Here is a 26,362-nt window from a genome sequence, read left to right on the forward strand (position 1 = left end):
GGGCATCATGACCGTTTCTGACGCTGACGTCGCGATCATCGCGATGGCCTGCCGCTTTCCCGGCGCCGATTCGGTGGACGGGTTCTGGGACCTCCTGCGCGAAGGCCGGGAGTCGCTGACGCGGTACACCGACGAGGAACTGCTCGCCGCCGGGGTCCCGGCCGCGCGCCTCGCCGACCCGACCTTCGTCAAGGCGGGCCAGGACCTCACCGGCATCGACCTTTTCGACGCCGAGCATTTCCAGATCACCCACGACGAGGCCGAAATCCTCGACCCGCAGCAGCGGATCTTCCTGGAATGCGCCCTGGAGGCCCTGGAGCGGGCGGGCTACGACCCCGACCGCGCCGAAGGGCACATCGGCGTCTACGCGGGCGCCGGAATGAACACCTACCTGCTGGAGAACCTGGGCGACCGCTACCGGACCGGCACCTCGGTGGACCGCTACCGGCTCATGCTGGCCAACGACAAGGACTTCCTCGCGACCCGGGTCGCCTACAAGCTCAACCTGCGCGGCCCCGGCATCAACATCAACACGGCCTGCTCCACGTCGCTGGTCGCCGTCCACACGGCGTGCCTCGGCCTGCTCGGCGGCGAGTGCGACATGGCGCTCGCCGGGGCGGTCCACGTCGGCGAGCCCGGCCGTGGCCACCAGTACCAGGAAGGCATGATCTTCTCGCCGGACGGCCACTGCCGGGCCTTCGACGCCGCCGCGCGGGGGACCACCATCGGCAGCGGCGCCGGGGTCGTCGTCCTGAAGCGCCTCAAGGACGCGCTCGCCGACGGCGACTGGATCCACGCGGTGATCAAGGGTTCGGCGGTCAACAACGACGGCTCCGGCAAGACCGGCTACACCGCGCCGAGCATCGCCGGGCAGGCCGCGGTCATCGCCGACGCCCAGGAGGTCGCGGACGTCGAGCCGCTGAGCATCGGCTACGTCGAGGCGCACGGGACGGGCACCCCGCTCGGCGACCCGATCGAGGTGGCGGCGCTCACCCGGGCGTTCCGGCAGGGCGCGGGCGACGCGACGGGCTACTGCGCAATCGGCTCGGTCAAGACGAACATCGGCCATCTCGACACCGCCGCCGGGATCGCCGGGCTGATCAAGACCGCGCTGATGCTGGAGCACCGGACGCTGGTGCCGAGCCTGCACTTCACCGCCCCGAACCCGGAGATCGACTTCGCGTCGTCGCCCTTCTACGTCGGCACCGAGACCGCGGACTGGCCCGTCCCCGACGGGTCCGGCGTGCGCCGCGCCGGGGTCAGCTCGTTCGGCATCGGCGGCACCAACGCCCACGTGATCCTCCAGGAGCCGCCCGAACGCCTTCCCGCCCCCGACGAGACCGGCGACCGGCTGCTCGTGCTCTCGGCGCGGTCGGACGCGGCGCTGGACCGGCTCGCGGGCGCGCTGGCCCGCCACCTGCGGAGCAACCCGGGGCTCGACCTCGCGGCGGTCGCGCGGACGCTCGGCCTCGGCCGCCGCGCCCACGCGCACCGGCTGGCCCTCGTCGCCCGCAGCGCGCGGGACGCGGCGATGGTCCTCGCGCTCGGCGACGAGGAGCGCCAGCGCCGGGGCGTCGCCGCCGACGAGCCCGCAGGAGCCGTGCTCGTCCTCACCGGGGCGCGGCTCGGCGACGAGGACGACGCCGAGCTGTACCGGTCGGTCCCGGCCTACCGGGCCGCGATCGACGCGTGCGCGGCCCACTCCGCCGAGCGGGGCGCGTTCGCGCACGAGTACGCGCTCGCGTCCACGCTCATCGCCTGGGGCGTCGAGCCTTCGGCGCTCGCGGGCACCGGCACCGGCGCCGCGGTGGCCGCCGTGCTCGCCGGGTCGCGCTCCCTCGCCGAAGCGCTCACGTCGCCCGCCGGACCGTCGCGCGAGCCGAACCTGCCGGTCTACTCCCCGCTCACCGGCCGGTGGATGACGGCGGCGGAGGCCGGTTCGCCCGCCGCCTGGACCGGCGACGGCGACCTGACCGGGCTGGACCCCCTGCTGGACGGCACCGGGCTGCGTCCGGTGCGGGTCGCGCCGGACGGGCCGTCCGCGCTCGCCCACCTGCTCCTGCTCTGCGGCGAGCGGTGGGTGCGCGGCGCGCGCGTCGACTTCGCGGCCGTCCTGGACGGCGCCCCGGCCGGACGCGTCCCGCTGCCCGCCTACCCGTTCGAGCGGCGCCGGTACTGGATCGACCCGGGCGACCCGCGCCCGGCCGGACCCGTCGCCGGAGACCGCCTCATCGACCGCTTCGTCCCGGACGACCCGGGACGCAACCGGCAGCTCATCACCGACTACCTGGTCGACCAGATCGGCCAGGTCCTCGGCGGACGCGACCGCGCGGCGCTCGACACCAACCTCTTCGAGCTGGGGCTCGAATCGCTCGTGCTGATCGAGGTCGCCGCCAAGCTCAGCGAGCAGCTGGACGAGCCGGTGCAGGCCACCGCGTTCGTGGAGTTCCCGACCATCCGCTCCTTCGCCGGCAACCTCGCCGAGCTGCTGGGCATCGCCGCCGAGCCGGCCGGCCCGGCGACCACGGGACGGACGTCGCGGCGGGCGATGCGCGCCGCGTCCCGGCACGACGGCGGGCACTGACCCCGCGCCCCATCCCCCGGCGGACGCCCGACCCTGAGAGAGAGTAGTTGTGGACGACAAGAGGAAGCTGCTGCTGAGCCTGCTCGGCCGGGCGTCCGCCCCCGCTCCGTCACGCGAGGGCGTGGCGATCGTCGGCGTCGCCGGTCGCTATCCGCTGGCCGGTTCGGTGGACGAACTCTGGGACAACCTGGCGGCGGGACGCCACTGCGTCCGGGAGGTCCCGCGCGACCGCTGGGACGCGGACGCGCACTACGACCCGTCCGGCGCGGACGCCGCCTACAGCAAGTGGGCGGGCTTCGTCGACGACGTGGACAAGTTCGACCCGCTGTTCTTCCAGATCTCGCCCGCCGACGCCGAGGGCATGGACCCGCAGGAGCGCCTGTTCCTGGAGACCGCCGCCGCCGTCCTGGACGACGCCGGTTACCCGGCGGCGCGCCTCGCGGCTCGCGGCCCGGTCGGCGTGTTCGCCGGGGTGATGAACAACGACTACGAGTGGATGGGCGGAGAGGCGAGCGCGCGCGGCGTGTGGACCGAGGCGCACTCCGGGCACTGGTCGATCGCCAACCGGGTGTCGTACCTCTTCGACTTCACCGGCCCGAGCATCGCGATCGACACGGCCTGCTCGGCGTCGCTCACCGCCGTCCACCTGGCGTGCGAGAGCATCCGGTCGGGGGAGTGCGTCGCGGCCGTCGCGGGCGGCGTCAACCTCATCCTCCACCCGATGCACCTGCGCACGCTGGCGCAGCGCGGGATGATCTCGCGCGGCGACCGGCTCCGGAGCTTCGGGGCGGGCGCGGACGGCTTCGTGGACGGCGAGGGCGTCGGCGCGGTGCTGCTCAAGCCGCTGTCGGCGGCGGTCGCCGACAACGACCGGATCCTCGGCGTCATCCGCGGCTCGGCCGTCAACTCCGGCGGCAAGACCGGCGGGTACACCGTGCCGAGCGCCGAGGCCCAGACCACGGTGATCAGCGCCGCGTTGCGCCGTGCGGACGTCCCCGCGGACACGATCGGCTACGTGGAGGCGCACGGGACCGGCACGCCCCTCGGCGACCCCATCGAGATCGCGGGCCTGGCCGGGGCGTTCGGCCGGCCCGAGGGGACGCCGCCCGTCGCGATCGGCTCGGTGAAGTCCAACATCGGGCATCTGGAGTCGGCCGCCGGGATCGCGGGCCTGACCAAGGTGCTGCTCCAGCTGCGGCACCGGACGCTCGCGCCGTCGCTCGGCGCCGAGGAGCGCAACCCCGACATCGACTTCGCGGCCGTCCCGTTCGAGGTGCAGCGGACGCTCGCGCCCTGGGAGCGGCGCGGCGGCCCGGACGCGCCGCCGCTGCGCGCCCTCGTCAGCTCGTTCGGCGGCGGCGGGGCCAACGCGTGCGTGGTCGTGGAGGAGCACGTCGCCGAGCCGCGCGAAGCCGCCGCCTCGCAGCCCCAGCTTCTCGTGCTGTCGGCGAAGACCGACGAACGCCTGCGGGTCTCGGCCGCGCGGCTGGCAGCCCGCCTCCGCGCGGGCACGACCGACGCACCGGGGGTGTCCGCTGTCGAGTCCACGGCGGCGGAGGACCTGTGCCTGCGCCTCGCGGCGGAGACGGTGGGCGTGCCCGCCGCCGACCTCGACCCCGCCGCCGACCTGGAGGACTACGGGTTCGGCGTCGCCGAACGCGCCCGCTACCACGGCCGCCTGGCGGCGGAACTCGGCACCGACCTTCCGGCGACGGTCGCCGTCGCCCGCACGATCGCCGAGATCGCCCGCGCCGTCGCCGTCCCGTCCCCGCAGGAGCCGGACCACCTGCTGGCGGACGCCGCGCTCACCCTCCAGACCGGCCGGACCGCCCACGAGCACCGCATGGCGTTCACCGCCGCGTCCGTGGCCGACGCCGTCCGGACGCTGGAGGCGTTCGCCGCCGGGGAGGACCGCCCCGAGGTCAGGACGGGCACGACCGCGCGCGCCGAAGTGCCGCCCACCCCGGCCGAAGCGACCGAACTGGACCGCGCCCTCGCCCACCGCGACCTGGTTGCGGTCGCCGAGCGCTGGGTGGCCGGGACGAAGATCGACTGGCACCGGATCACCCCGCCGTCGGCGCGCCGGATCGACCTCCCTGCCTACCCCTTCGAGCGCAAGCGCCACTGGATCCCCGACCTCCCCCCAACCCCCGCACCCGCGTCGGGTGCGCCTGCGCCGGCTGTGCCCGCGTCGGCCGTGCCCGCGTCGGCCGTGCCCGCGTCGGCCGTGCCCGCGTCGGCCGTTCCCACGTCGGCCGTGCCCGCGTCGGGCGTCTCCGCGTCGGGCGTCTCCGCGTCGGTCGCGCCCGCGTCGGCCGTGTCCGCGTCGGGCGCGGGCGACGTGCCGCCGTTCTATCGGCCGGTCTGGGTGCGGGCCGGGAGCGCGCAGCGGCGGGACGGGGTGCTGTCGGCCGAGCGGGTGGTCGTGCTGGTGACGGCGGCGTCGGCCCGGCTCGGCGCGGCCATCGCCGACCGGTTCCCTGCCGGGCGGGCCGAGCTGGTGTGGCTGGACGGGACGCCGGACCTGACGGGCGCGGTGCGCGGCGCCGACCTGGTGTTCCACCTCGGCGGGGTCGGCGCCCGGGCGTCCGCGCGCGGCGGCGCGGACGAGGCGCGCGAGCAGATGCGCCACGCGTCGCTGTCGCTGTTCGAGCTGCTGCGGTCGGGCGCGGCCGACCGGATCGTCGCCGTCACCAGCGACGTGTACGCGGTGGCGGGCGGCCCGGTGGAGAACCCGTTCGCGGCGGGCGTCCACGGGCTGCTCCAGGTCGCGCCGAAGGAGCGGGCCGCGCTCCGGGCGACCGGCGTGGACGTCGCCGCCGCCGACCTCGCCGACGACGCGGCGCTCGCCGCCGCCCTGCTGGCCGAGGCCGCCGACGGCGCGGGGGGAACGGTCGCGCTGCGCGACGGCGTCCGCTACCACCGGCGGCTCGGCCGGATCGAGCTGCCCGAAGGCGCCCCGGTGTTCCGGGACGGAGGCGTCTACCTGCTGGTCGGCGGCACCGGCGGAATCGCCGGGGAACTCAGCGTCCACCTGGCCCGAACGCACCGCGCGCGGCTGGTGTGGCTGAGCCGCGGCGCGCTCGGCCCGGAGCAGCGGGCGACCGCCGAGCGGATCCGGGAGCTGGGCGGGGACGTGGCCCACGTGCGCGGCGACGTCTGCTCGGCCGCGGACGTGGCCAATGCCGTCGCCGAAGCCCACGACCGCTTCGGCGCGCTCCACGGCGTCGTCCACGCGGCGATGGCGTTCGACGACCACCGGCTCGACGACCTCGACACGGCCGCCTTCACGGCCGCCACGAAGGCGAAGACCGAGGGCGCGGCGGCGCTGGCGGCGGCGGTCGCCGGGGAGCCGCTGGACTTCCTCGTCTTCTTCTCCTCGGCCGGGTCGTTCGGCAGCTTCGCCGGGAACTCCGCCTACATCTGCGCCTCGGCCACCGAGGACGCCTACGCGCTGTTCCTGCGGGAGCGCCTGGACGTCCCCGTCACCGTCATCAACCAGGGCTACTGGGGCCTGGTCGGCTCCGGGTCCCGTCCCGGGCTCGCCGAGATCTTCGACGGCCTCGGCATCGAGGGCTTCAGCGCGGACGCGGGCATCGCGGCGATGGCGCGCGTCCTCGCGAGCGGCGTGCCGCAGGCGATGCCGATCAAGGCCGGACGGCACGCCCTGGAGGCGATGGGGCACGATCCCGCGCTCGACGCCGAGCTGGTCGGCCCCCTGCACCGGGAGCGCGGGACACCGGCCGTCCGCCCGGCCGGGGACGTGGACGCCGGGGCCGCCGCCGTCCTCGCCGGGTACGCCGAACTGGAGGCGGCGGCGCTCCCCGTCCTGCTGGACGCGTACCGGCGCCTGGGCGTCTTCCACCGGCCGGGCGAGACGCACGACGCCGCCGCGCTGCGGGAGAGCCTGGGCATCGCCGACCGGTTCACGCGGCTGCACGAGGCGCTGCTGAACATCCTCGTCGCGGCGGGCTACCTCACCCGCGACGGCGACCGGGTCACCACGACCGCCGCCGTCGAGACCGCCGCGCCCCGGGACGCCGAGTTCGACCGCATCGCGGCCCGCTACCCCGACATCGAGCCGACCGTCACCCTGAACCGGCTGTTCCTCGCGTCGTACCCGGAGATCCTGCGCGGCGAGGTGGGCGCCACCGAGATCATGTTCCCCGGCACGTCGATGAAGCTGGTGCAGAACTTCTACAAGGGGAACCCGCTCACCGACTCCTTCAACCGGTTCGTGCGCGACGAGGTGCGCCGCCACCTGGACGCGCGGCGGCCGGACGAGCCGTTCCACGTGGTCGAACTCGGCGCGGGAACCGGCGCGACGACCGAGGCCGTGCTGCCGGTGCTCGCCGGAGCGCCCGCCGTCCGCTACACCTTCACCGACATCTCGCCGCGCTTCCTCGACCACGGCCGGGAGCGGTTCGCCGGACGCTTCCCGTTCGTCGGCTTCCAGGTGTTGAACGCGGAGAAGGACCTCGCGGCGCAGGGCTTCGCCACGGGCGCGGCCGACCTGGTCCTCGCGACCAACGTCGTCCACGCGACCCGGAACCTGCGGGCCACGCTGCGCCGCGCCAAGGCGCTGCTGCGGCCGGGCGGGCGGCTCGTCCTGAACGAGCTGACGGCCGTCCGGCCGCTGCTGACGCTCGGCGGCGGCGTGCTCGACGGCTGGTGGGCGTTCGACGACGCCGACCTGCGCCTCCCCGACTCCCCGCTGGCCTCGCCCCGCGCGTGGACGCGGCTCCTGCACGAGGAGGGGTTCAGCGGCGTCACGGTGCTGGACGGCGGCCGGGCCGAGACGGGCCAGACGGTCATCGTCGCCGTGAGCGACGGTGTAGTCGGCAAGCCCCCGGCGCCCGCCCCCGCCGCGTCGGCGGCGCCGGTGGCCGACGCGTCCGACGCGCTCACCGACCGTCTGGGCGAGCTGGTCGAGCGGGTGCTGAAGCTGGACGACCGGATCGACCCGGACCGTCCGCTGGCCGACTACGGCTTCGACTCGCTCAGCGGAATGAAGATCGTCAAGGCGGTGGACGACGCGTTCGGCGTCGCGGTCGCCCTCGGCGAGTTCTTCGAGTTCCCGACGCTGCGCCAGGTCGCGCGCCACCTGGCCGGGGACCTGCTCGCGGACGTCCCCGCCGCGCCCGCCCCGGCCCCGGCGCCCGCCGCCCCGAGCGGGCGGGCGGCCGGGCGCGTCCTGCGTCCCCGCGCGGACGCCGAGGCCGGGCGGCACCCGCTGTCGGCGGGGCAGCGCGCGCTGTGGGTCCTCGACCGGATCGCCCCCGGCGGCTACGCCTACAACCTGCCGCTGGCGCTGTGGCTCGCGCCGGATCTCGACGTGCTCGCGCTGCGCGTCGTCCTCCAGGACCTGGTCGACCGGCACGAGGAACTGCGGGCGACCGTCCGGACCGACGAGGACGGGCCGTTCGTCCGGATCGCCGCCGAACCGGAACTGCCCTTCCAGCAGGTCTTCCTGACCACCGTGGACGACGCGGACCTCCGCGACCGGATGCGCGCCGACCTGCGCCGCCCGTTCGACCTGGCGCACGGGCCGCTCGTGCGCGCCACGCTCTACACGCTCGGCGACGGCCGCCACGCCCTGCTCCTGACGTTCCACCACCTCGTCTTCGACGGCCTGTCGATCGCCCTGCTGCTGGACGAGCTGCGGCGCGGGTACGCCGCCGTGGCGGCCGACGGAGCCCCGTCGTCCGCCCGGCCGGAGCGCACCTACGGCGACTTCGTCCGCGCGCAGAACGACCTGCTCGCCGGGGCCGAGGGCCGCCGCCTGCGGGACTACTGGGCCGGACGGCTGCGGGACCGGACGACCACGGTCGACCTGCCGCTGGACCGTCCGCGCCCGGCCGTGCCCGGCTTCCGGGGCGAGGTCCTGGAGGGACGCATCCCGGCGGACGTCACCCGGCACGCCCGCGCGCTCGCCGCCGAGGAGCGGACATCGCTGTTCGGCGTCCTGCTCGCCGGCTGGCTCGCGGTGCTGCACCGCTACAGCGGCCAGGACGACGTGGCGGTCGGCACCCCGGCGGCCGGACGCCCCGCCGAGGGCTTCGACGACGTCCTCGGCTACTTCATGAACATGGTCGTGCTGGCCGAGCGGATCGACGGCCGCGCGCCGTTCCGCGCGCTCGTCGGCCGGGTGCGCGGCACGGTCCTGGAGGCGCTGGAGCACAGCGCCTACCCGCTGCTCACGCTCGCCGAGGAACTGAAGCTGTCCCGGCCGTTCAACGTGGCGTTCTACTTCCAGAACTGGACGCGCGGCGCGGGCGGCGACGGCATCGTCCTCGGCCCGGTCGACGGCGTCCACCAGGAAGGCGAGTTCGACCTCACGCTGGAGGTGATCGAGGACGCCGACGCGTGCCGCTTCTCGCTCAAGTACGACCCCGACCTGTTCGACGCCGCCACCGTGGAGCGGCTCGGCGAGCACCTGACGACTTTGCTCGCCCACGCGGTGGCGGCGCCGGACGCGCCGGTCGGCGAGCTGGACCTGCTCACCGAGGCGGAACGGGCCGTCGCCGAACCGGTCGACTACCCGGCCGACACGCTGGTGTGGGAGCTGGTCCGGCGGCAGGCCGGGGAACGTCCCGACGCGGTCGCCGTGCGGTTCCGGGGCGCCGAACTCACCTACCGGCAGCTCGTGGACCGCGTCGAGACGCTCGCCGCCCGGCTGCGCGCCTGCGGTGCCGGACGCGGCCGGACGGTCGGGATCCTGATGCCGCGCGACCTGGACCTCCCGGTCGCGCTGCTCGCCGTCCACGCCGCCGGGGCCGCCTACGTGCCGCTCGACCCGTCCTACCCCGAGGACCGGCTCGCCTACATGGCCGACGACGCGGGCCTGCACCTCATGCTCACCCACTCGTCCGTGCGGGCGCGGTTCGGGGACGTGCCCCGGCTGGTCGCCGACACCGGCGAGCAGCCCGCCGGGGCCGCGTGGCCCGGCCCGTCCGGACCCGCCGACCCCGCGTACGTGATCTACACGTCGGGCTCGACGGGCCGTCCGAAGGGCGTCCAGGTGCCGCACCGGGCCCTGACGAACTTCCTGTGGTCGATGGCGCGGGAGCCCGGCTGCGGGCCGGGCGACACGCTGCTCGCGCTGACGACCGTCTGCTTCGACATCTCCGCGCTGGAGCTGCTGCTGCCGCTCGTCACCGGCGCGACGGTCGACGTGCTCCCGGCGGAGACCGCCCGCGACGGCCTCCGGCTGCGGAAGGCCGTCGAGAGCAGCGGGGCGACGATCGTCCAGGCCACCCCGGCGACGTGGACGATGCTGCTCGCCGCCGGGTGGCGCGGCAGCCCGGACCTGACCGTCCTGTGCGGCGGGGAGGCGCTGTCGGCCGCCACCGCCGAGACGCTGGTCTCCCTCAACCGCGCGGTCTGGAACCTGTACGGGCCGACCGAGACGACCATCTGGTCGGCGGCCAGCCGCCTGCGGCCCGGCGACCGCGTCACGATCGGCGGCCCCATCGCCAACACCCGGCTGTACGTGCTGGACGGCGAGCGGCGGCCGGTCCCGTCCGGGGTCGCGGCGGAGCTGTACATCGGCGGGGACGGCGTCGCCGACGGCTACCTGGGCCGTCCCGAGCTGACGGCGGAGCGGTTCCCGCCCGACCCGTTCGCCGGCCGTCCGGACGCCCGCATGTACCGGACCGGCGACCTCGTCCGGCGGCTGGCCGACGGGCGGATCGAGTACGTCGGCCGGATGGACGCGCAGGTCAAGATCCGCGGCTTCCGCGTCGAACTCGGCGAGATCGAGGCGACCCTGCGGCGGCTGGACGGGGTCCGCGAGGCCGTCGTGGTCGTCCGGGAGCGGCGGGACGTCCGGTCGCTGGTCGGGTGCTACATCCTGGCGGACGGCGCGCCCGAGCCGTCGCGCGAGCGGCTTGCGGCGTGGCTCCCGTCCCACATGATCCCCGACGTGCTCGTCCGCGTGACGGGCCTGCCGCGCACGCTCAACGGGAAGGCCGACCGGACGGCCCTCGCGGCGCTGCCGGACGCCGAACTGCGGGCGCGGTACGGCGCGGCCGAGCACGGGGCGGCGGAGCCCGGACGTCCGGCGCCGTCCGGCGGGACGCGTCCCGAACTCGTCGCCGAGCTGGCCGCGATGGTCGAGCGGCTGGCGGGGCTGGAGCCCGGCGAGGCCGATCCGCGCACGCCGCTCGGCGAACTCGGCATGAACTCGGTGACGTTCACAGCGTTCAGCACCGAGCTGGGCCGCGCGTTCGGCATCGAGGTGGAGCCGACGCTGTTCTACAGCCGGGGCACCCTGGTCGCGCTGGCCGCTCACCTCGCGGAACACCATCCGGCCGAGCTGGCGGCGCGGTTCGGGGCCGTCGAGGAGCCCGTGGTTCCCGTTGAGGAGCGCCGCGAGCCCGCGAGCCGGGACCTGGCGATCATCGGCATGGCGGGACGGCTGCCCGGCTCGGCCGACCTGGCCGAGTTCTGGCGCCATCTCGTCGCCGGGGACGACCTCGTCGGCGAGGTCCCCGCCGACCGCTGGGACTGGCGCGACCACCCGCGCTCCCGCTCCCGCTGGGGCGGCTTCCTCTCCGGCGTCGACCGGTTCGACGCCGCCTTCTTCGGGATCTCCCCGCGCGAGGCGGAGCTGATGGACCCGCAGCAGCGGCTGGTGCTCGAAGCGGTCTGGTCGGCGATCGAGGACGCGGGCTACCGGCCGTCGGACCTGGCCGGCCGGCGGGTCGGCGTCTTCCTCGCCGCCACCAACTCCGACTACCTGGACGTGCAGCGCGCCGCGGGCCGTCCCAGCGCGGGCCACACCCTCACCGGCGCCGCCCTGTCGATCATCCCGAACCGGGTGTCGTACCTGCTGGACCTGCGCGGCCCGAGCATGGCCCTCGACTCCGCGTGCTCGGGATCGCTGACGGCCGTCCACCAGGCCGGCGAGGCCCTGCGCGCGGGGGTCTGCGACCTGGCGATCGCGGGCGGCGTCAGCCTGATCCTCACGCCGTCGGTGTACGAGGCGCTGAGCGAGGGCGAGATGCTGAGCCCGGACGGGCGCTGCAAAGCCTTTGACCGCGGCGCGAACGGCTATGTCCGGGGCGAGGGCGTCGGCGTGGTGGTGCTGAAGACCGCCGACCGGGCCGCGGCCGACCGGGACGCCGTCCACGCGGTGATCAAGGCCGCCGCGATCAACCACGGGGGGCGGGCGACGTCCCTGACGGCGCCGAATCCCGACGCGCAGGCCGAGCTGCTGGTCGACGCCTACCGGTCCGCCGGCGTGCCGGTGGAGACGGTCGGATACATCGAGGCGCACGGCACCGGGACCGCGCTCGGCGACCCGATCGAGACGTTGGGGCTCAGCGCGGCGTTCCGCCGGTTGCGCGGCGAGGGGGACGCGGCGGGGTGCGTCCTCGGCTCGGTGAAAACGAACATCGGGCATCTGGAGGCCGCCGCCGGGGTCGCCGGGCTGTTCAAGGTCGTCCTCGCGCTGCGGCACGCGACGATCCCCGCGAGCCTGCACCTGCGCGAGCACAATCCGCGGCTCGACCTCGGCGGGGGACCGTTCTCGATCGCCACCACCGCGCGGCCCTGGCCGCGTCCCCGCGACGCGGCGGGGAACCCCGCGCCGCGCCGGGGCGGCGTCAGCTCCTTCGGGTTCGGCGGCGCCAATGCCCATGTCGTCCTGGAGGAGGCCGGAATGCCGGAAACCGGTGCGGAGCAGGCGTCCGAGCAGGTGTACGTGCTGTCCGCGCGGGACCCGGAGGCGCTGCGCGGCATGGCCCGGCGGCTCGCCGACCATCTCGTGGAGCACGACGTCCCTTCGGGCGACCTCGCGTACACGCTCCAGGTCGGCCGGGAGTCGATGAAGGAGCGGCTCGCCGTCCTCGCCCGTAGCGTCGACGCCCTGCGCGCCGAGCTGCTCGACCACCTGGCCGGGCGCCCGTCTTCGGTGCGGACCGGCACTGTTGAACGGACGCTCTCGCCTCGTCGGGTCACCGATCATTCCGACCCGGCCGCCGTCCTGGACGCGTGGCTGGCGGGGGCCGAGGTGGACTGGCCGGAACTGCACCGGGGCGCGGCGCGCCGCCGCGTCCACCTGCCGACCTACCCGTTCGCCGGGCCGCGCCACTGGGTGGAGCCGGTGTCGTCCCCCCGGCTGCACCGCACGCTGCTGGACGCCGCGGACTCCGGCGCGTTCACCAAGACGCTCACCGGCGAGGAGTTCTTCCTCCGCGACCACGTGGTGGGCGGGGAACTCGTCCTGCCCGGCGTCGCGTACCTGGAGATGGCCCGGCTGGCGGGCGAACTCGCGTCGGACGGCGTCCCGGTCCGGGGCGTCGACGACCTCGTGTGGGCCGCGCCGGTCCGGTTCGCCGACGGCGCCGGGCTGCGGCTCGCCGTCGAGGCCGGACGGGACCGGGCCGCGTTCGAGGTCACGGGCGCGGCGGGGTCTCCCGTTCACGCCCGGGGGGTGCTCGTCCTCGGCGATCCGGGGGCGCGTCCCGGGCCGGTCGATCTCGCGGCCGTGCGCGCCCGCTGCGGACGCGTCCACAGCGGCGCCGACTGCTACGCGGAGTTCGCGCGGCTCGGCTTCGACTACGGCGACGGGTTCCGGGTGATCGAGCACGTGGCGTCGGGCGCGGGCGAAGCGCTCGCCCGGCTGCGGCTGCCAGCGGCGTTGCGGGCGGATTTCGGGGATTACGTCTTCCACCCGTCGCTGTTGGACGCGGCTTTGCAGACGGCGGGTCGGCTCGCCCCCGCCGCGGGCGGTCCCGCCGGGCCGGTGCCTTATCTTCCGTTCTCGCTCGGCTCGGTCCGGCTGTACGCGGACCTGCCCGAGGAGGTCCATGCGCACGCCCGCGCGGCGGCGCGTCCCGTCCCTTCCGGGATGCTCGCCTTCGACGTCGCGCTGCTCGACAACACCGGCGCGGTGGTCGCGGCCATCGAGGGGTTCACGCTCCGGGCGGTGACGGCCGCCGACACGGTCGCGGCGTTCGAGCCCCGGTGGGAGCCCGCCGACCCGGCCGTGCGCGAGGCCGCCGGAACCGTGCTGCTGCTCGGCCCCGACGCGGCGCTGGGGACGGCGCTCGAAGCGGCGGGCCTGACCGTCCTGCGGTCCGGGCCGGGCGCCGCCGGGCCGCTCCAGGTGGTCCACGTCGCGGACGAGCACGCGGATCCCGAGAGCGGCTTCCACGAAGTCCTGGGCTTCCTCCAGGAGTGGCAGCGACTCCGGCGCGGCCCGCTGCGGTACCTGTACGTCCATCGCGACCCGGCGGCGTCCCCGGCGCACCCGGCGATGGCGGCGTTCGGGCGCTGCGTCGTCCAAGAGCACCCGGCGATCGACTTCCGGACCGTCGCGGTCGCGTCGGGACCGCTCGCGGACGCGGTGCTCCGCGAACTCCGCTCCGACGCCGACCCGGAGGTCCGGTACGGCGCGGACGGCCGGACCCGCCGCACCTGGCGCCGGGTCGACCTGCCCGCCGCGGGATCGTCCTTCACCGGCGACGGCGCGCACATCATCACCGGCGGGACCGGCGCGCTCGGGCTGCTGCTCGCCGAGCACATCGCCGCCGCGCGTCGGGCCGCCGGTTCGCCGCGCACCGGGATCGTGCTCGTCGGCCGCACCGAACCGAGCGCCGAGGCACGCGCCCGGGCCGAGGCGGCGGGCGCGGTCCTCGTCCGGGCCGACGTCACCGACGCGGCCTCCGTCGCCGCGCTGGTCGCCGAGGCGCGCGCGGCGCACGGCGCGGTGCGCGGCGTCCTCCACCTGGCCGGACGGCTCCGCGACGGCCTCCTGACGCGCAAGACCCGCCCGGACGCCGACGCGGTGCTCGGGCCGAAGCTGCGCGGCGCCGTCCTGCTCGACGCGGCGACCCGGGACGAGCCGCTGGACTACTTCGTCGCGTTCTCGTCGGCCGCCGCCGCGTTCGGCAACGCGGGCCAGTCCGACTACGCGTTCGCGAACGCGTTCCTGGACCACTTCGCCGAGTGGCGCGACCGGGAGGTCCGCGCCGGGCGGCGGCGCGGCCGGACGCTCTCGGCCGCCTGGCCGGTCTGGTCCGACGGCGCGATGCGCGTGGACGCCGACGCAACGCGCTACATGGAACGCACGCTCGGCATCCGCCCGCTGCGCACGGCACCCGCGCTGGACGCCCTGGAACGCGCGCTGCGCGGCACCGCGACACGCCTCCTGCTAGCCCCGGGCGACCCGTCCCGCATCGAACGCGCCCTGAACAGCACCGCACCGCGTGCGACAGAACCCGTCGCGCGGAAAGAACCCGTCGCGCCGACGGAACCGGACGACGACGTCCGCGCCCGCGCCGAACGGCTCGTCCTCCGCATCCTCGCGGAAGAGGCGAAGCTCCCCGAGGACGAGATCGCCGTCACCGAGCCCTTCGACGTCTACGGCGTCGACTCGCTGATCACGATGAGCATGGTCCGCCGCCTCGAAGAACGGTTCGGGCCGCTGTCCAAGACGCTCCTGTTCGAGTACACGACCGTCCGCGAACTGGCCGACCACCTGGCCACCGAGCACACCACCGCACTGGCCGCCCCCACAGAAACCACCGCGCACACGGCGCCCGTCGCGCCCACGGCGCCCGCCGCGCACACGGCGCCCGCCGCGCACACGGCGCCCGTCGCACACACGGCACCCGTCGCGCCCACGGCGCACACCGCGCCCACGGCGCACACCGCGCCCACGGCGCACACCGCGCCCGCCGCGCACACCGCGCCCGCCGCGCCCACGGCGCCCGCCGCGCGCATGGCACCCGCCACCGCGTCCACCACCGCGCCTGCCACGCCCACCACCGCGCCCACCGCGCCCACGGCACCCGCCGTGCCCGCCGCGCACACTGCGCCAGCGGCGCCCGTGCCTGCCACGGCGCCCGCCGCCGGGGGCGCCGGCGTGACCGCGCCGGTGCCGGCCGCGCCGTCGGCGTCCCGGCCGGCGCGGGACGGCGACATCGCGATCATCGGGGTCGCGGGCCGTTACCCGCAGGCCGACGACGTCACGGAGTTCTGGCGCAACCTGCGGGACGGCCGCGACTGCGTGGAGGAGATCCCCGCCGACCGGTGGGACCACGGCCGCTTCTACGACCCCGACAAGTCCGCCCCCGGCAAGACCTACGGCAAGTGGGGCGGCTTCGTGCGGGGCGCGGACCGCTTCGACCCGATGTTCTTCCGGATGTCGCAGATCGAGGCCGAGCACGTCGACCCCCAGGAGCGGATCTTCCTGGAGACCGTCTGGCACCTCCTGGAGGACGCCGGCCACACCCGCGAAAGCCTCCGCGGCTCCCGCACCGGCGTGTTCGTCGGCCTGATGTACGGCCACTACCAGCTGTACGGCACGCGGGACGCCCTGCACGGCGACGGCATCGCCGCGTCGTCGTCATACGCGTCGGTGGCCAACCGGGTGTCGTACTTCTACGACTTCACCGGCCCGAGCGTGGCCCTGGACACGATGTGCTCGTCGTCGCTGGTCACCATCCACCAGGCGTGCCTGGCTATCCGCAACGGGGACTGCGACGTCGCCGTCGCGGGCGGCGTGAACATCTCCAGCCACCCGGTGAAGTACCTGCAACTGGCGCAGCGCGGCTTCCTCTCCGAGGACGGCCGCTGCCGGAGCTTCGGCGCGGGCGGGACCGGCTACGTCCCGGCGGAGGGCTCCGGCGCGGTCCTGCTGAAGCGCCTGGACGCGGCGCTGGCCGACGGCGACCGGGTCCTCGCCGTCGTCCGGGCCTCGGCCGTCAACCACGGCGGGACGGGCAAGGGCTACAGCGTCCCGAACCCGAAGGCGCAGGGCGACCTGCTCCGCGCCGTGCTCGACCGGGCCGGGCTGCGTCCCGGCGACCTCGACTACGTGGAGGCGCACGGCACCGGAACCGCGCTCGGCGACCCGATCGAGATCACGGGCATGCTCCGCGCGTTCAAGGACGACATGCCTGCGCACCTGCCGATCGGCTCGGTCAAGTCCAACATCGGGCACGCCGAGTCGGCCGCCGGAATCGCCGCCGTGACCAAGGTGCTGCTCCAGCTCCGGCACGGCGAACTCGCCGCGTCGCTGCACTCGGCCGAGCTGAACCCGAACATCGACTTCGGCGCCACCCCGTTCGCGGTGCAGCGCGAACCGGCCCCGTGGCCCCGCCGGACCAGCGCCGACGGCACGGAACGGCCGAGGACCGCGGTCGTCAGTTCGTTCGGCGCGGGCGGGACGAACGCCCACCTCGTCCTCCAAGAACACCTCGGCGCCGCGCCGTCCCGGCCGCTGGCGGGAGGCCCGCAGGTGGCGGTCCTGTCTGCACGCGCGAACAGATCGCTCCGGGAGCAGGCGCGCCGCCTCGCCGCGTTCCTGCGCGACGACGGCGCCGGGTCCGCGCCGGCGGAGATCGCCTGGACGCTCCAGACGGGCCGCGAGGCCATGGCGCACCGGCTCGCGATCGTCTTCCACGACGTCCCCGAACTGGCCGCCCGACTCGACGGTTTCGCCGACGGGGACCCGGCCGGGGTAACGACGGGGATCGTGAACGTGCGGCGTCCGGCCGCCGGAGGCGACGCGCCCACCGACCCGGCGTCCTGCGCGGCGGCCTTCGTCGCGGGCGGACGCGTGGACTGGGCCGTCCTGCACCCGGCGGGCGCACCTGCCAAGATCGCACTGCCCGGTTACCCGTTCGACGGGGACCGCGTCTGGCTCGCGGCGGCCGAGTCCGACCTCGCGGGCGCGACCCCGGCCGGGACGCTGCTCGCCCGGCACTGGGAGCCCGCCGCGCCCGAGGCCCGCACCGCGCCGCCGACGCGCACCGCCGTGCTGGTCGCGCCGGGCACCGAGGCGCTGGCGGCCCGGCTGGTCGCCGCGCTGCCGAGAGCCGAGGCGCTCACCCCCGACCGGATCGCGGCCGAGGCGGACGATCCGCACACCGACTGGGAGCGTTTCGACGCGGTCGTGGACCTGGCCGGATGCGCCGAGCCCACGGCGTCCGGCCACACCGACCTCGGGCCCTGGCTGGCCTGGCTCCAGCGGCTCGTCCGGCTGGGACGCCGGGATCTGCGCGTGCTTCTGGCCTCCCGGACGCCGCTCGGCGGTGCCGCCCGGGCGGGCCTCTACCGGATGCTCCAGAGCGAGTACGGCCACGTCCGCTCCCGCCAGGTGCGGCTGGGCCACGACCAGCCCGACGACGCGTGCTGCCGCCTGATCGCGGACGAACTGTCCTTCGACTCCGACCTCCCCGACGTCGCCTACCGCGAGGGCGTCCGGCACCGCGCCGCCCTCCGCGAACTGCCCGCCGCCGGCCGCGCCCCGATCTTCCCGCCCGGCCACGTGCTGTGGGTGACCGGCGGCACGCGGGGGATCGGCCTGCTGACCGCGCGGCACTTCGTCGCCCGGTACGGCGTGCGCAAACTCGTCCTGACCGGCCGGGAGGAGCTTCCGCCGCGCCACGAGTGGGCCGCGCACATCGCCGCCGGCGGCGCGCTGGGCCGCAAGCTGCGCGACCTGGCGGACCTCGCCGCGCAGGGCGTCGAACTGGAGTGCCTCGCCGTCCCGCTGGACGACCGGCGGGCCACCGCCGAGGCGCTGGCCGGGGTGCGCAACAGGCTCGGACCGGTGGGCGGGGTTATCCACAGCGCGGGCCGCACCGACTTCGAAAACCCGGCGTTCGTGCGTAAAACCCCGGAAGGCATGTCCGAGATCATCGCCCCGAAGGTGCTCGGACTCGACACCCTGATCGAGTGCTTCCGCGACGAGCCGCTGAGCGTGTTCGTCCTGTTCTCCTCGGTCGTGGCGGCGGTCCCGGCGCTCGCGGTCGGCCAGGCCGACTACGCGCTGGCCAACGCCTACCTGGACGCCGTGGCCGAGGCGCGCCCCCACGGGCTGCCACTGGTGAGCGTCCAGTGGCCGAGCTGGCGCGACACCGGCATGGGCGAGGCGCGCAGCACCGCCTACCGCGCCTCCGGCCTCGACTCCCTGACCGACGCCCAAGGACTGGCACTGCTCGACCGTGCGCTGGCCGCCGACGCCCGCGTCGTCCTGCCCGCGATACCCCGTCCGGACGCCGACTGGCGCCCCGACCTGCTGACGGCCCGCCGCCTCACTACGGCCGCATCAACCCCGACCAACCCGACGGCCCAGGCAGGCCGGGCGGCCCTGGCCAACACGGCGGTTCCGTCCAGCCCGGCGGCATCGGCTGCGCCGGTTGCGGCCGCCCCGGCGTCCCCGGTCGGCGCGGCGGCTCTGCCCGGCCACGTGGCCCCGGTCGGCTCGCAGGTGCCGGCCGACCCGACGCCGGTCGGCGCGGCGAGTCCGGCAGGCCCGGCGGTTCCGGCCGTTCTGGCTGGACCGGCGGCTCAAGCCGGCTCGGCTGGGGCGGTGGGCGCGTGGCTGCTCGACCAGCTCGCCGCCGAACTCCGGTTCGACCGGTCGAAGCTGGCGGGCGACGTGCCGCTGCCCGACTACGGGGTGGACTCGATCCTGGTGTCCCAGCTCGTCCAGACCCTGGCGAAGCGGCTCGGGACGGACATCGATCCGTCCGCGCTGCTGGAGCACCCGACCGTCGACGGGTTCGCGGCCTACCTGGCCGAGGAGCACCCCGCCGAGCTGGCCGCCGCGTTCGGGACAGACGCGCCGAGCACGAAGGTGCAGGAAGTCGCCGTCCGGCAGCCCGCGCCCGCCGAGGACGGCGAAGACATCGCCGTGATCGGCATGGCGTGCCGGTTCCCGGACGCCCCGTCCCTCGCGGACTACTGGGAACTGCTGCGCGAAGGACGGTCGGCACTGCGCCGGATCTCGGCCGAGGACCGCCGCCTCGGCGGCCCCAACGGTTTCCACGCGGGCCTGCTGGACGACACGCTCCGCTTCGACCCGAACGCCTTCCTGCTGGCCGACTCCGACGCCCTGGCGATGGACCCGCAGGCGTTGCTGCTGCTGGAGGAGGTAGCGAACGCCGTCCGCCACGCCGGGTATCGCCCGGACGAGCTGCGCGGCGGCCGGGTCGGCGTGTACGTCGGCGGCCGGGGCACCCACGCGTTCGACCCGGAACGGCTGGAACAGGCGAAGAACCCGGTCGTGGCCACGGGCCAGAACTACCTGGCCGCGAACATCTCGCACTTCTTCGACTTCCGGGGCCCGAGCCTGGTGGTCGACACCGCCTGCTCCTCGGCGCTCGTCGCGCTGGACCTGGCGCTCCAGGCGCTGCGCTCGGGCGCGCTCGACGCGGCGGTGGTCGCGGGCGTCAGCCTGCTCGCCGACGACCGGGCGCTCCAGATCTTCGGGAACCGGGGCCTGCTCAACCCCGGCGCCGAGTTCCACGTCTTCGACCGCAGGGCGGCGGGCATCGTGCTCAGCGAGGGCGTCGGCGTCACCGTCCTGAAACCGCTGGCCAAGGCGGTGGCGGACGGCGACCGCGTCCTGGCCGTGGTGAAGGGCGCGGCGATCAACAACGACGGCCGGACCGCCGGCCCGTCCACCCCGAACCCGCAGGCGCTGCGGGACGTGATGACCGCGGCGCTGGCGAGCACCGGCGTCCGGCCCGAGGACGTCGGCTGGGTCGAGGCGAGCGGTTCCGGCTCGACCGTCACGGACCTGCTCGAACTGCGGGCGGTCGAGGCCGTCTACGGGACGGAGGCGGACCGTCCGGTGGCCCTCGGCTCGATCAAGCCGAACATCGGGCACCCGCTCGCCGCCGAGGGGATCGCGGCCTTCATCAAGGTCGTGCTGATGCTGCACCACGGGCGGCAGGTCCCGTTCCGGTCCGGGCAACGGCCGCTGGAGCACTTCGACCTGGACGCGTCCCCGCTCCACCTGCCGCGCGACGACCGTCCCTGGCCCGACGCGCACATCGCCGCGATCAACTGCTTCGCCGACGGCGGGACGAACGCGCACGTCCTGGTAGCGCCGCCCCCCACCGATGCGGGTTCCCGGACCCCGCTGGAGGCGCCCCCGCTCGACCGCAGGCTCGTCATCCGAGGCGTCGAGGACGCCGACCTGTTCTGGGACGCCTACCCCGCACAGTCGGACGGAATGTTCTGGGACGGATACCGCGAAGTGGGTGAACCGGCGTGACCGATCTGCCGATCGTCTTCCTGTTCTCCGGCCAGGGCTCGCAGTACTACCAAATGGGCCGCGAACTCTACGAAGAAGACGAGGCGTTCCGGACGGCACTGCGCCGCTTCGACGCCCTAGCCGCCGCCGAACTCGGCACGTCCGTCCTCGACCGCGTCTACGAGCCGGGACGACGCAAGGACGAGCCCTTCACCGACACCCGCTTCACCCACCCGGCGATCGTGATGGTCGAACTCGCCCTGGCCGAGACGCTGCGATCCGCGGGCGTAGAACCCGACCACGTCGTCGGGTACAGCCTCGGCGAGTACGCCGCAGCCGTCGTGTCGGGCGCCCTGGACGCCGCGGACTGCCTGCGCCTGCTCGTCCGGCAGGCCGACGCGCTGCGGGCGAGCCCGCCCGGCGGGATGCTCGCCGTCCTGGCCCCACCCGAGGTGTTCGACCGGGTCCCGCTGCTGGGCGAGTGCGAGGTGGCCGCCCGGAACGCACCGGGCCACTTCGTCGTAGCGGGCCCGCTGCAACTCGTCGACCGCGTGCAGGCGGCACTACGCGACGCCGAGGTCCTGCACCAACGTGTCCCGGTGGAGTACGCCTACCACTCCCACCTCATGGACCCGGCGGTAGCAGCAGGCGAGGCCGCCTTCACCGACGTAGCGCTCGCGACACCGCGCATCCCATGGATCTCCGCAGTGGACGGCCTGCCGGTCGACCGCCCGTCCGCCGAGCACTTCGGACGGGTGGCCCGGCTGCCCGTCGAGTTCGAACTGACCATGTCGGCAATGCGCGCCCGAGGCGACTTCCAATATTTCGACCTGGGCCCGGCAGGCACGCTGCACAACTTCGTCCGCGGCAACCTGCCAGCAGGATCCCGATCGCGCTCCCAGCCGTTTCTCAACCCGTTCGGCCACGACCCGGGCCCGCTGGCCCGCGTCCGGGCCGCCGCCGCCCGGCGGTCACCAAGGAAGGCGCTTCCAGTGAAGGTCTACGGTTTCCCCGGTCAGGGATCGCAGCGGCGCGGAATGGGCGACGGCCTCTTCGAACGTTTCCCGGACGAAACCGCGACGGCCGACCGGGTCCTCGGCTACTCGATCGCGGAACTGTGCCTGACCGACCCGCAGCGCAGACTCGGCCGCACAGAGTTCACCCAGCCCGCCCTGTACGTGGTAGGCGCCCTGTCGTTCCTGGCCCGGACGGCCGAGGACCCCGTCCCCGCCGACTACCTGATCGGCCACAGCCTGGGCGAGTACGTGGCCCTGTTCGCCGCCGGGGCGTTCGACTTCGAGACCGGCCTCCGCCTGGTGCAGCGGCGCGGCGCACTGATGTCCGCCGTCGAGGGCGGTGGAATGGCGGCCGTCGTCGGGACGGACGAGGCGACGGTAGTCCGGGTCCTCGCCGAATCGGGCATCGACGACGTGGACGTGGCCAACCACAACGCCCCCGACCAGTTCGTCCTGTCCGGCCCGGCCGACCGGATCGACGCCGTCCGCGACGCCTTCGAGGCCGCCGGGGCACGCGCCGTCCGCCTGAACGTGAGCGCCCCGTTCCACTCCCGCCACATGGCACCCGTAGCCGAAGAGTTCGCCACATTCCTCAACAACTTCACCTTCCACCCGCCCACCGTCCCCGTACTGGCGAACACCAACGCCCAGCCCTACGGCCCAAACGACGTCAAGACCACCCTCACCCACCAGATCACCGCCCCCGTCCGCTGGACGGAAACCGTCCGGCGCCTGATGGGCCAAGGCGACTTCGAGTTCGTAGAACTAGGCCCCGGCAACGTCCTCACCAAACTGGTATCCCGCATCCAATCCGCAGCCACCCCCCTCCCCGTCCCCACCCTGCCCGACAATCTCGCCCCCGCCGCCGCGCAAGTCCGGGCCGGACACCTAGGCGCCGTCTCCGCCCGTCCCGAGGCCCCCGTCCCCGCTGCTGCCCCCGCCCGGGCCAGAGACCTCGCCCCCGCCACGCCCACCCATGCCGCAGACCTCGCCCCGGCCGCAGCGCCCGCCCGTCCGGGAGCCCTCGGCCCCACCGACCTGGGCGCGCAAAGCTTCCGCGAGCGATACGGCCTCCAACTCGCCTACGTGGCCGGTTCGCTGTACGGGGGCATCTCCGGCCCCGAAATGCTGCGCTCGCTCGCCAAGGCGGGCCTTCTCGGATTCCTGGGGACGGGCGGCCAGCCCCTCACCGAGGTGGACCGACAGCTCCGCGACCTGGCCGCCGACCCCGGCCGCACCGGAACGTTCGGCGCCAACCTGCTGTACCGGCACACCGCCCCAGAAGAGGAATCGGCACTGGTCGACCTGCTCCTGCGGCACGGCGTAGACCTGATCGAGGCATCAGGCTTCCCCCTTCTGACCCCCGCCCTGGTCCGATTCCGCCTCAAGGGCGGCCGAATCATCGCCAAGGTGTCGCGAACCGACGTAGCCGCCGAGTTCCTAGCCCCGCCGCCCGACCACTTGGTGAAGCGTCTGCTAGCCGCAGGCGAGATCACAGAGGAAGAGGCGCGCCGAGCAGCCGACCGCCCCATGGCCGACGACCTGTGCGTGGAGGCATCCGGCGGCTGGCTGACCAGCACCGCAGACATGCCGTCCCTACTACCGGCAGTCCTCAGACTCCGCGACCGCCTGGCACGCCCCGGCCACCACGTACACGTCGGCTACTCCGGCGGCATAGGCACCCCCGAAGCCACCGCAGCAGCCTTCCTGCTAGGAGCAGACTTCGTACTGGTCGGCTCAATCAACCAGTGCTCAGTAGAGGCCGCCACCAGCCACGAGGTAAAAGACCTGCTGCGCAAGGCACGAGAATTCGACGTGGCCCCCGCCCCCTGGGGCGAGATGCTGGAGTTCGAGTCCCAGGCCAACTACCTCAAACACGGCCTGTTCTTCCCCGTACGCGCAACAAAACTCCGCGACCTATGGCGCCGCCACACCTCACTCAACGACCTGGACGAACCCACAAAAACCCAGATCCTAGACCGCTTCCTAGCCGGCGAACCCCGCCCCCACCCCACCACCGACCCCAAAGCAGACCTGGCAAACCTCTTCCGCACCTACTTCACCAGAGCCTTCCGCCTGGCAATCACAGGCGCCCAGCACTCCAAGGTCGACTACCTGATCCACTGCGGCCCCGCCATGGGTGCCTTCAACCAGGCAGTAGAGGGCACCGACCTAAGCCCCTGGGAATCCCGCACAGTCGAAGCCATCGCCGACTACCTCATGACAGAAGCCGCGACCTACCTGAACACCCGCCTAAAATCCTTCACCCTCGCCTAACAGACCCAAACGACGTCCAACCACAACGATGGCCGGCACCGACACGGGTGCCGGCCCCGCCCTCTGCCCGTCCAAATCATCATTCCGCTGGGACACGCTATATAGGCCACGGGGAGGACGATGCTAGTTTGAGAGCGTGGAAATCGATACGGTCCTTTTCGACCTGGCCGGCGTCGTCTGCCATTTTCGCCCGGAGCGGCGCCTGCACGCGCTGGCGGCGAAGTGCGGACGGACAGCCGCAGAGGTTGAACGGACGCTGTACGGCGGAGGCATCATCGACATGGCCGACGACGGCCGACTCGACCGGGCCGGACTGGAGAACCGGCTGCGTGCCGAGCTGAACCTCACCGTTCCCCGCAACGAGCTGGAACGCCTCTGGGTCAGCGCCTTCGACCCGGACACCGCAGTACTGGCGTTGGTGCACCGACTGCGTCCCGTGGCTGCGCTGGGCCTCCTCACCAACAACGACGCGCTGCTGTCCGAGGCTCTTCCGATATACCTGCCAGAAACCACGGAGCCGTTCGACGCCCTGCTGTTCTCCGGCGTGCTCAAAGTCCGGAAGCCGGCCGTCACGGCATACCGCAAGGCGCTCGCCATCCTCGGCCGCGAACCAGCGCGAACCCTCTTCATCGACGATTCCGCGCAGAACGTCGAGGGCGCACAAGATGCCGGACTGACCGCAATCCGCTTCACCGGTGCGGACGACTTGGCCGCCGAACTACGACGACTCGGCCTGCTCACCGCATAGCCCAGCGTCACCGCGCGCCGCGAGCCCCGGCCTCCAGGTCGACCCGGACGTAGAACAGAACGCCGGAGTTCCTGCGCGGCGTCCCGCCACCAGGCGCGAACGAGTTGCGAGACGCCCCAGAACCTCCAACGGCGGGTCCGAATCTCCTGGACACGAACGCGCGGCTCGTGCCCGCCAGGACCGGCCCCTCGCCTCAGGGCCCACGTCCAGGGTGCCCGAGCTCGCATCACACCGCGAACAACCGCTGCGACGGGCCACGCCTGACCTGTACGCAAAGACCCAGCAGGACCGACCGTCCGATGCGCCGCCGGACGCCGCCGCGCATGAGCAGCGACCCGCACTGTTCGGGCGCAAAGGGCACCAAGCATCGAACGATGGCATTCTCACCGGCCAGCAGCTCGGCGTTCACCGGCATGGTCAGTTCGGTGAGGACCGGATCGTGGCCTGGCCCTGTCGGCCCGGATTCCAGGGACGCCCGATCAAAACCCGCCCGTGTTCGCCGACGCCGAGCCGCCCGAGTTCCACGGCAACGAGCGCCGCTCGTGCAGTTGGTACTCGTGCTCGACGGGTATGCCGACCGGTCCGAGGACGTCGGCCAGCTGGCGCGCGAGTGCCTGGCAATCGGGACGGGGAACCCTGGAGATGACCCCGTCCAGCAGTCGCTCGGGGATGCCGGTGCTGGTCCAAACGCTGCCGTCGGGGTGGTGCAGGGCGAGGCCGATGCCGAGCGGAATGCCGGAACTCGGGTCGTCGGGGACGTCCCGTTCCCTGTGTTCGATCACCGTCACCGCCGAGACCGTGGCGATCGGCGCCCGGCTGATCCGCCAGCCACGAACCAGCCGGACGGTGGTCGGGTCCGTCGCAGGGACGAACGAAACGCGCAACACGCTGAAAAATTCGGTCATGAGGGAGAGCGTCACGAACGTTACGAGGAAAGCGGCACCAGCCGTGGTCTTCATGATGATCTCCGATGTCTCGGAGATGATGCCCAGGGCCAGGATGGCTCCGAGCATAGCGGGAAGGAGGCTTATCCACGCGAAGAACAACAACGGGACAAGGGTGGCGCTGAAAAGGTTCCGTGCCGACAACCCGGCAGAGCGCACGACGACATCCACTGATTTCGGCGTGACCCGCAACCAGTTCTGTTCCGGCCCATAACCGGGCACCCTGCGCGGCGGGCCAGGCGGCGCACCGTCAGAGCTGTCGACGGCCGCGCCACCGTGGATTCCGCTTGCGCGTCGCGCACGGCCGGGCGGCAGCGACATCGCCAGCCGATTCCGCATACGCGCGAAAAATGTCCGAAAATGGGAAGGCTGACGAGCAGGGGGCAATCGACCCACCTCCCGAGCGGCGCCCGGCAGTGCGAGCACTTCCGAACGGTGTCCTCTCCTACCGCCGAATTTACCATTGAAGTCGGCCAAGGAACAGACGGACGGCAGCTCGCTCGAAGTGCCGGAGAGTCCGATCTCCGTCCCGTCCGAAGACACGGCAAGCCTGGCACGGCGACCTGCACCTGAAAGAGCCTTTTGGACTGGCGCGGGCAGCCCCCCGGTCAGGCCCAATCTCCCGGCTTGGAGCCGTGGTGTCGCTGGTCGAAGAGGCAAGGCAAGCGCTGCTGTGCCGAGCGCTGTCGTCTTGACCGAACAGCGTGCGGCGCGATCGTCATCGTGCACCCATTGCTCGGACGTCGTGTTCGGGGTGATGGTGTGGAAGGTCGTTCGCTGACTTTCGGCATA

Annotated in this window: 6 protein-coding genes; 4 read left to right on the forward strand and 2 right to left on the reverse strand. The window is 73.9% G+C overall.

Annotated elements, in window-relative coordinates:
• Positions 1 to 7: 7 nt before the first annotated feature.
• From GQ466_RS16175 to GQ466_RS16190, 4 genes are all read left to right on the forward strand, one after another.
• Entirely contained in the window at positions 8 to 2,584 is a 2,577-nt protein-coding gene (locus GQ466_RS16175) for a type I polyketide synthase (RefSeq protein ID WP_161103645.1), read from the forward strand.
• A gap of 49 nt (positions 2,585 to 2,633) precedes the next feature.
• Entirely contained in the window at positions 2,634 to 20,606 is a 17,973-nt protein-coding gene (locus GQ466_RS16180; RefSeq protein ID WP_161103646.1) for a non-ribosomal peptide synthetase, read from the forward strand.
• Entirely contained in the window at positions 20,603 to 23,878 is a 3,276-nt protein-coding gene (gene fabD, locus GQ466_RS16185; RefSeq protein ID WP_202420458.1) for an ACP S-malonyltransferase, read from the forward strand. Before GQ466_RS16180 ends, fabD begins: the two co-directional genes overlap by 4 nt.
• Positions 23,879 to 24,014: 136 nt before the next feature.
• Positions 24,015 to 24,626 (forward strand): HAD-IA family hydrolase, encoded by a 612-nt coding sequence (locus GQ466_RS16190; RefSeq protein ID WP_161103647.1) that lies wholly within the window; start codon positions 24,015 to 24,017, stop codon positions 24,624 to 24,626.
• A gap of 226 nt (positions 24,627 to 24,852) precedes the next feature.
• On the opposite strand, the gene GQ466_RS16195 is transcribed toward GQ466_RS16190, so the two are convergent.
• Both GQ466_RS16195 and GQ466_RS16200 read right to left on the reverse strand, forming a co-directional pair.
• Positions 24,853 to 25,035: a hypothetical protein gene (locus tag GQ466_RS16195; protein WP_161103648.1), complete on the reverse strand. Its 183-nt coding sequence runs from the start codon at positions 25,033 to 25,035 to the stop codon at positions 24,853 to 24,855.
• A 70-nt stretch (positions 25,036 to 25,105) separates the two neighbouring features.
• Positions 25,106 to 25,909, reverse strand: a complete 804-nt coding sequence (locus GQ466_RS16200; protein WP_161103649.1) for a hypothetical protein — start codon at positions 25,907 to 25,909, stop codon at positions 25,106 to 25,108.
• Between the last annotated feature and the right edge of the window lie 453 nt (positions 25,910 to 26,362).

This window comes from Actinomadura rayongensis (assembly GCF_009831215.1).
Classification (GTDB): domain Bacteria; phylum Actinomycetota; class Actinomycetes; order Streptosporangiales; family Streptosporangiaceae; genus Spirillospora; species Spirillospora rayongensis.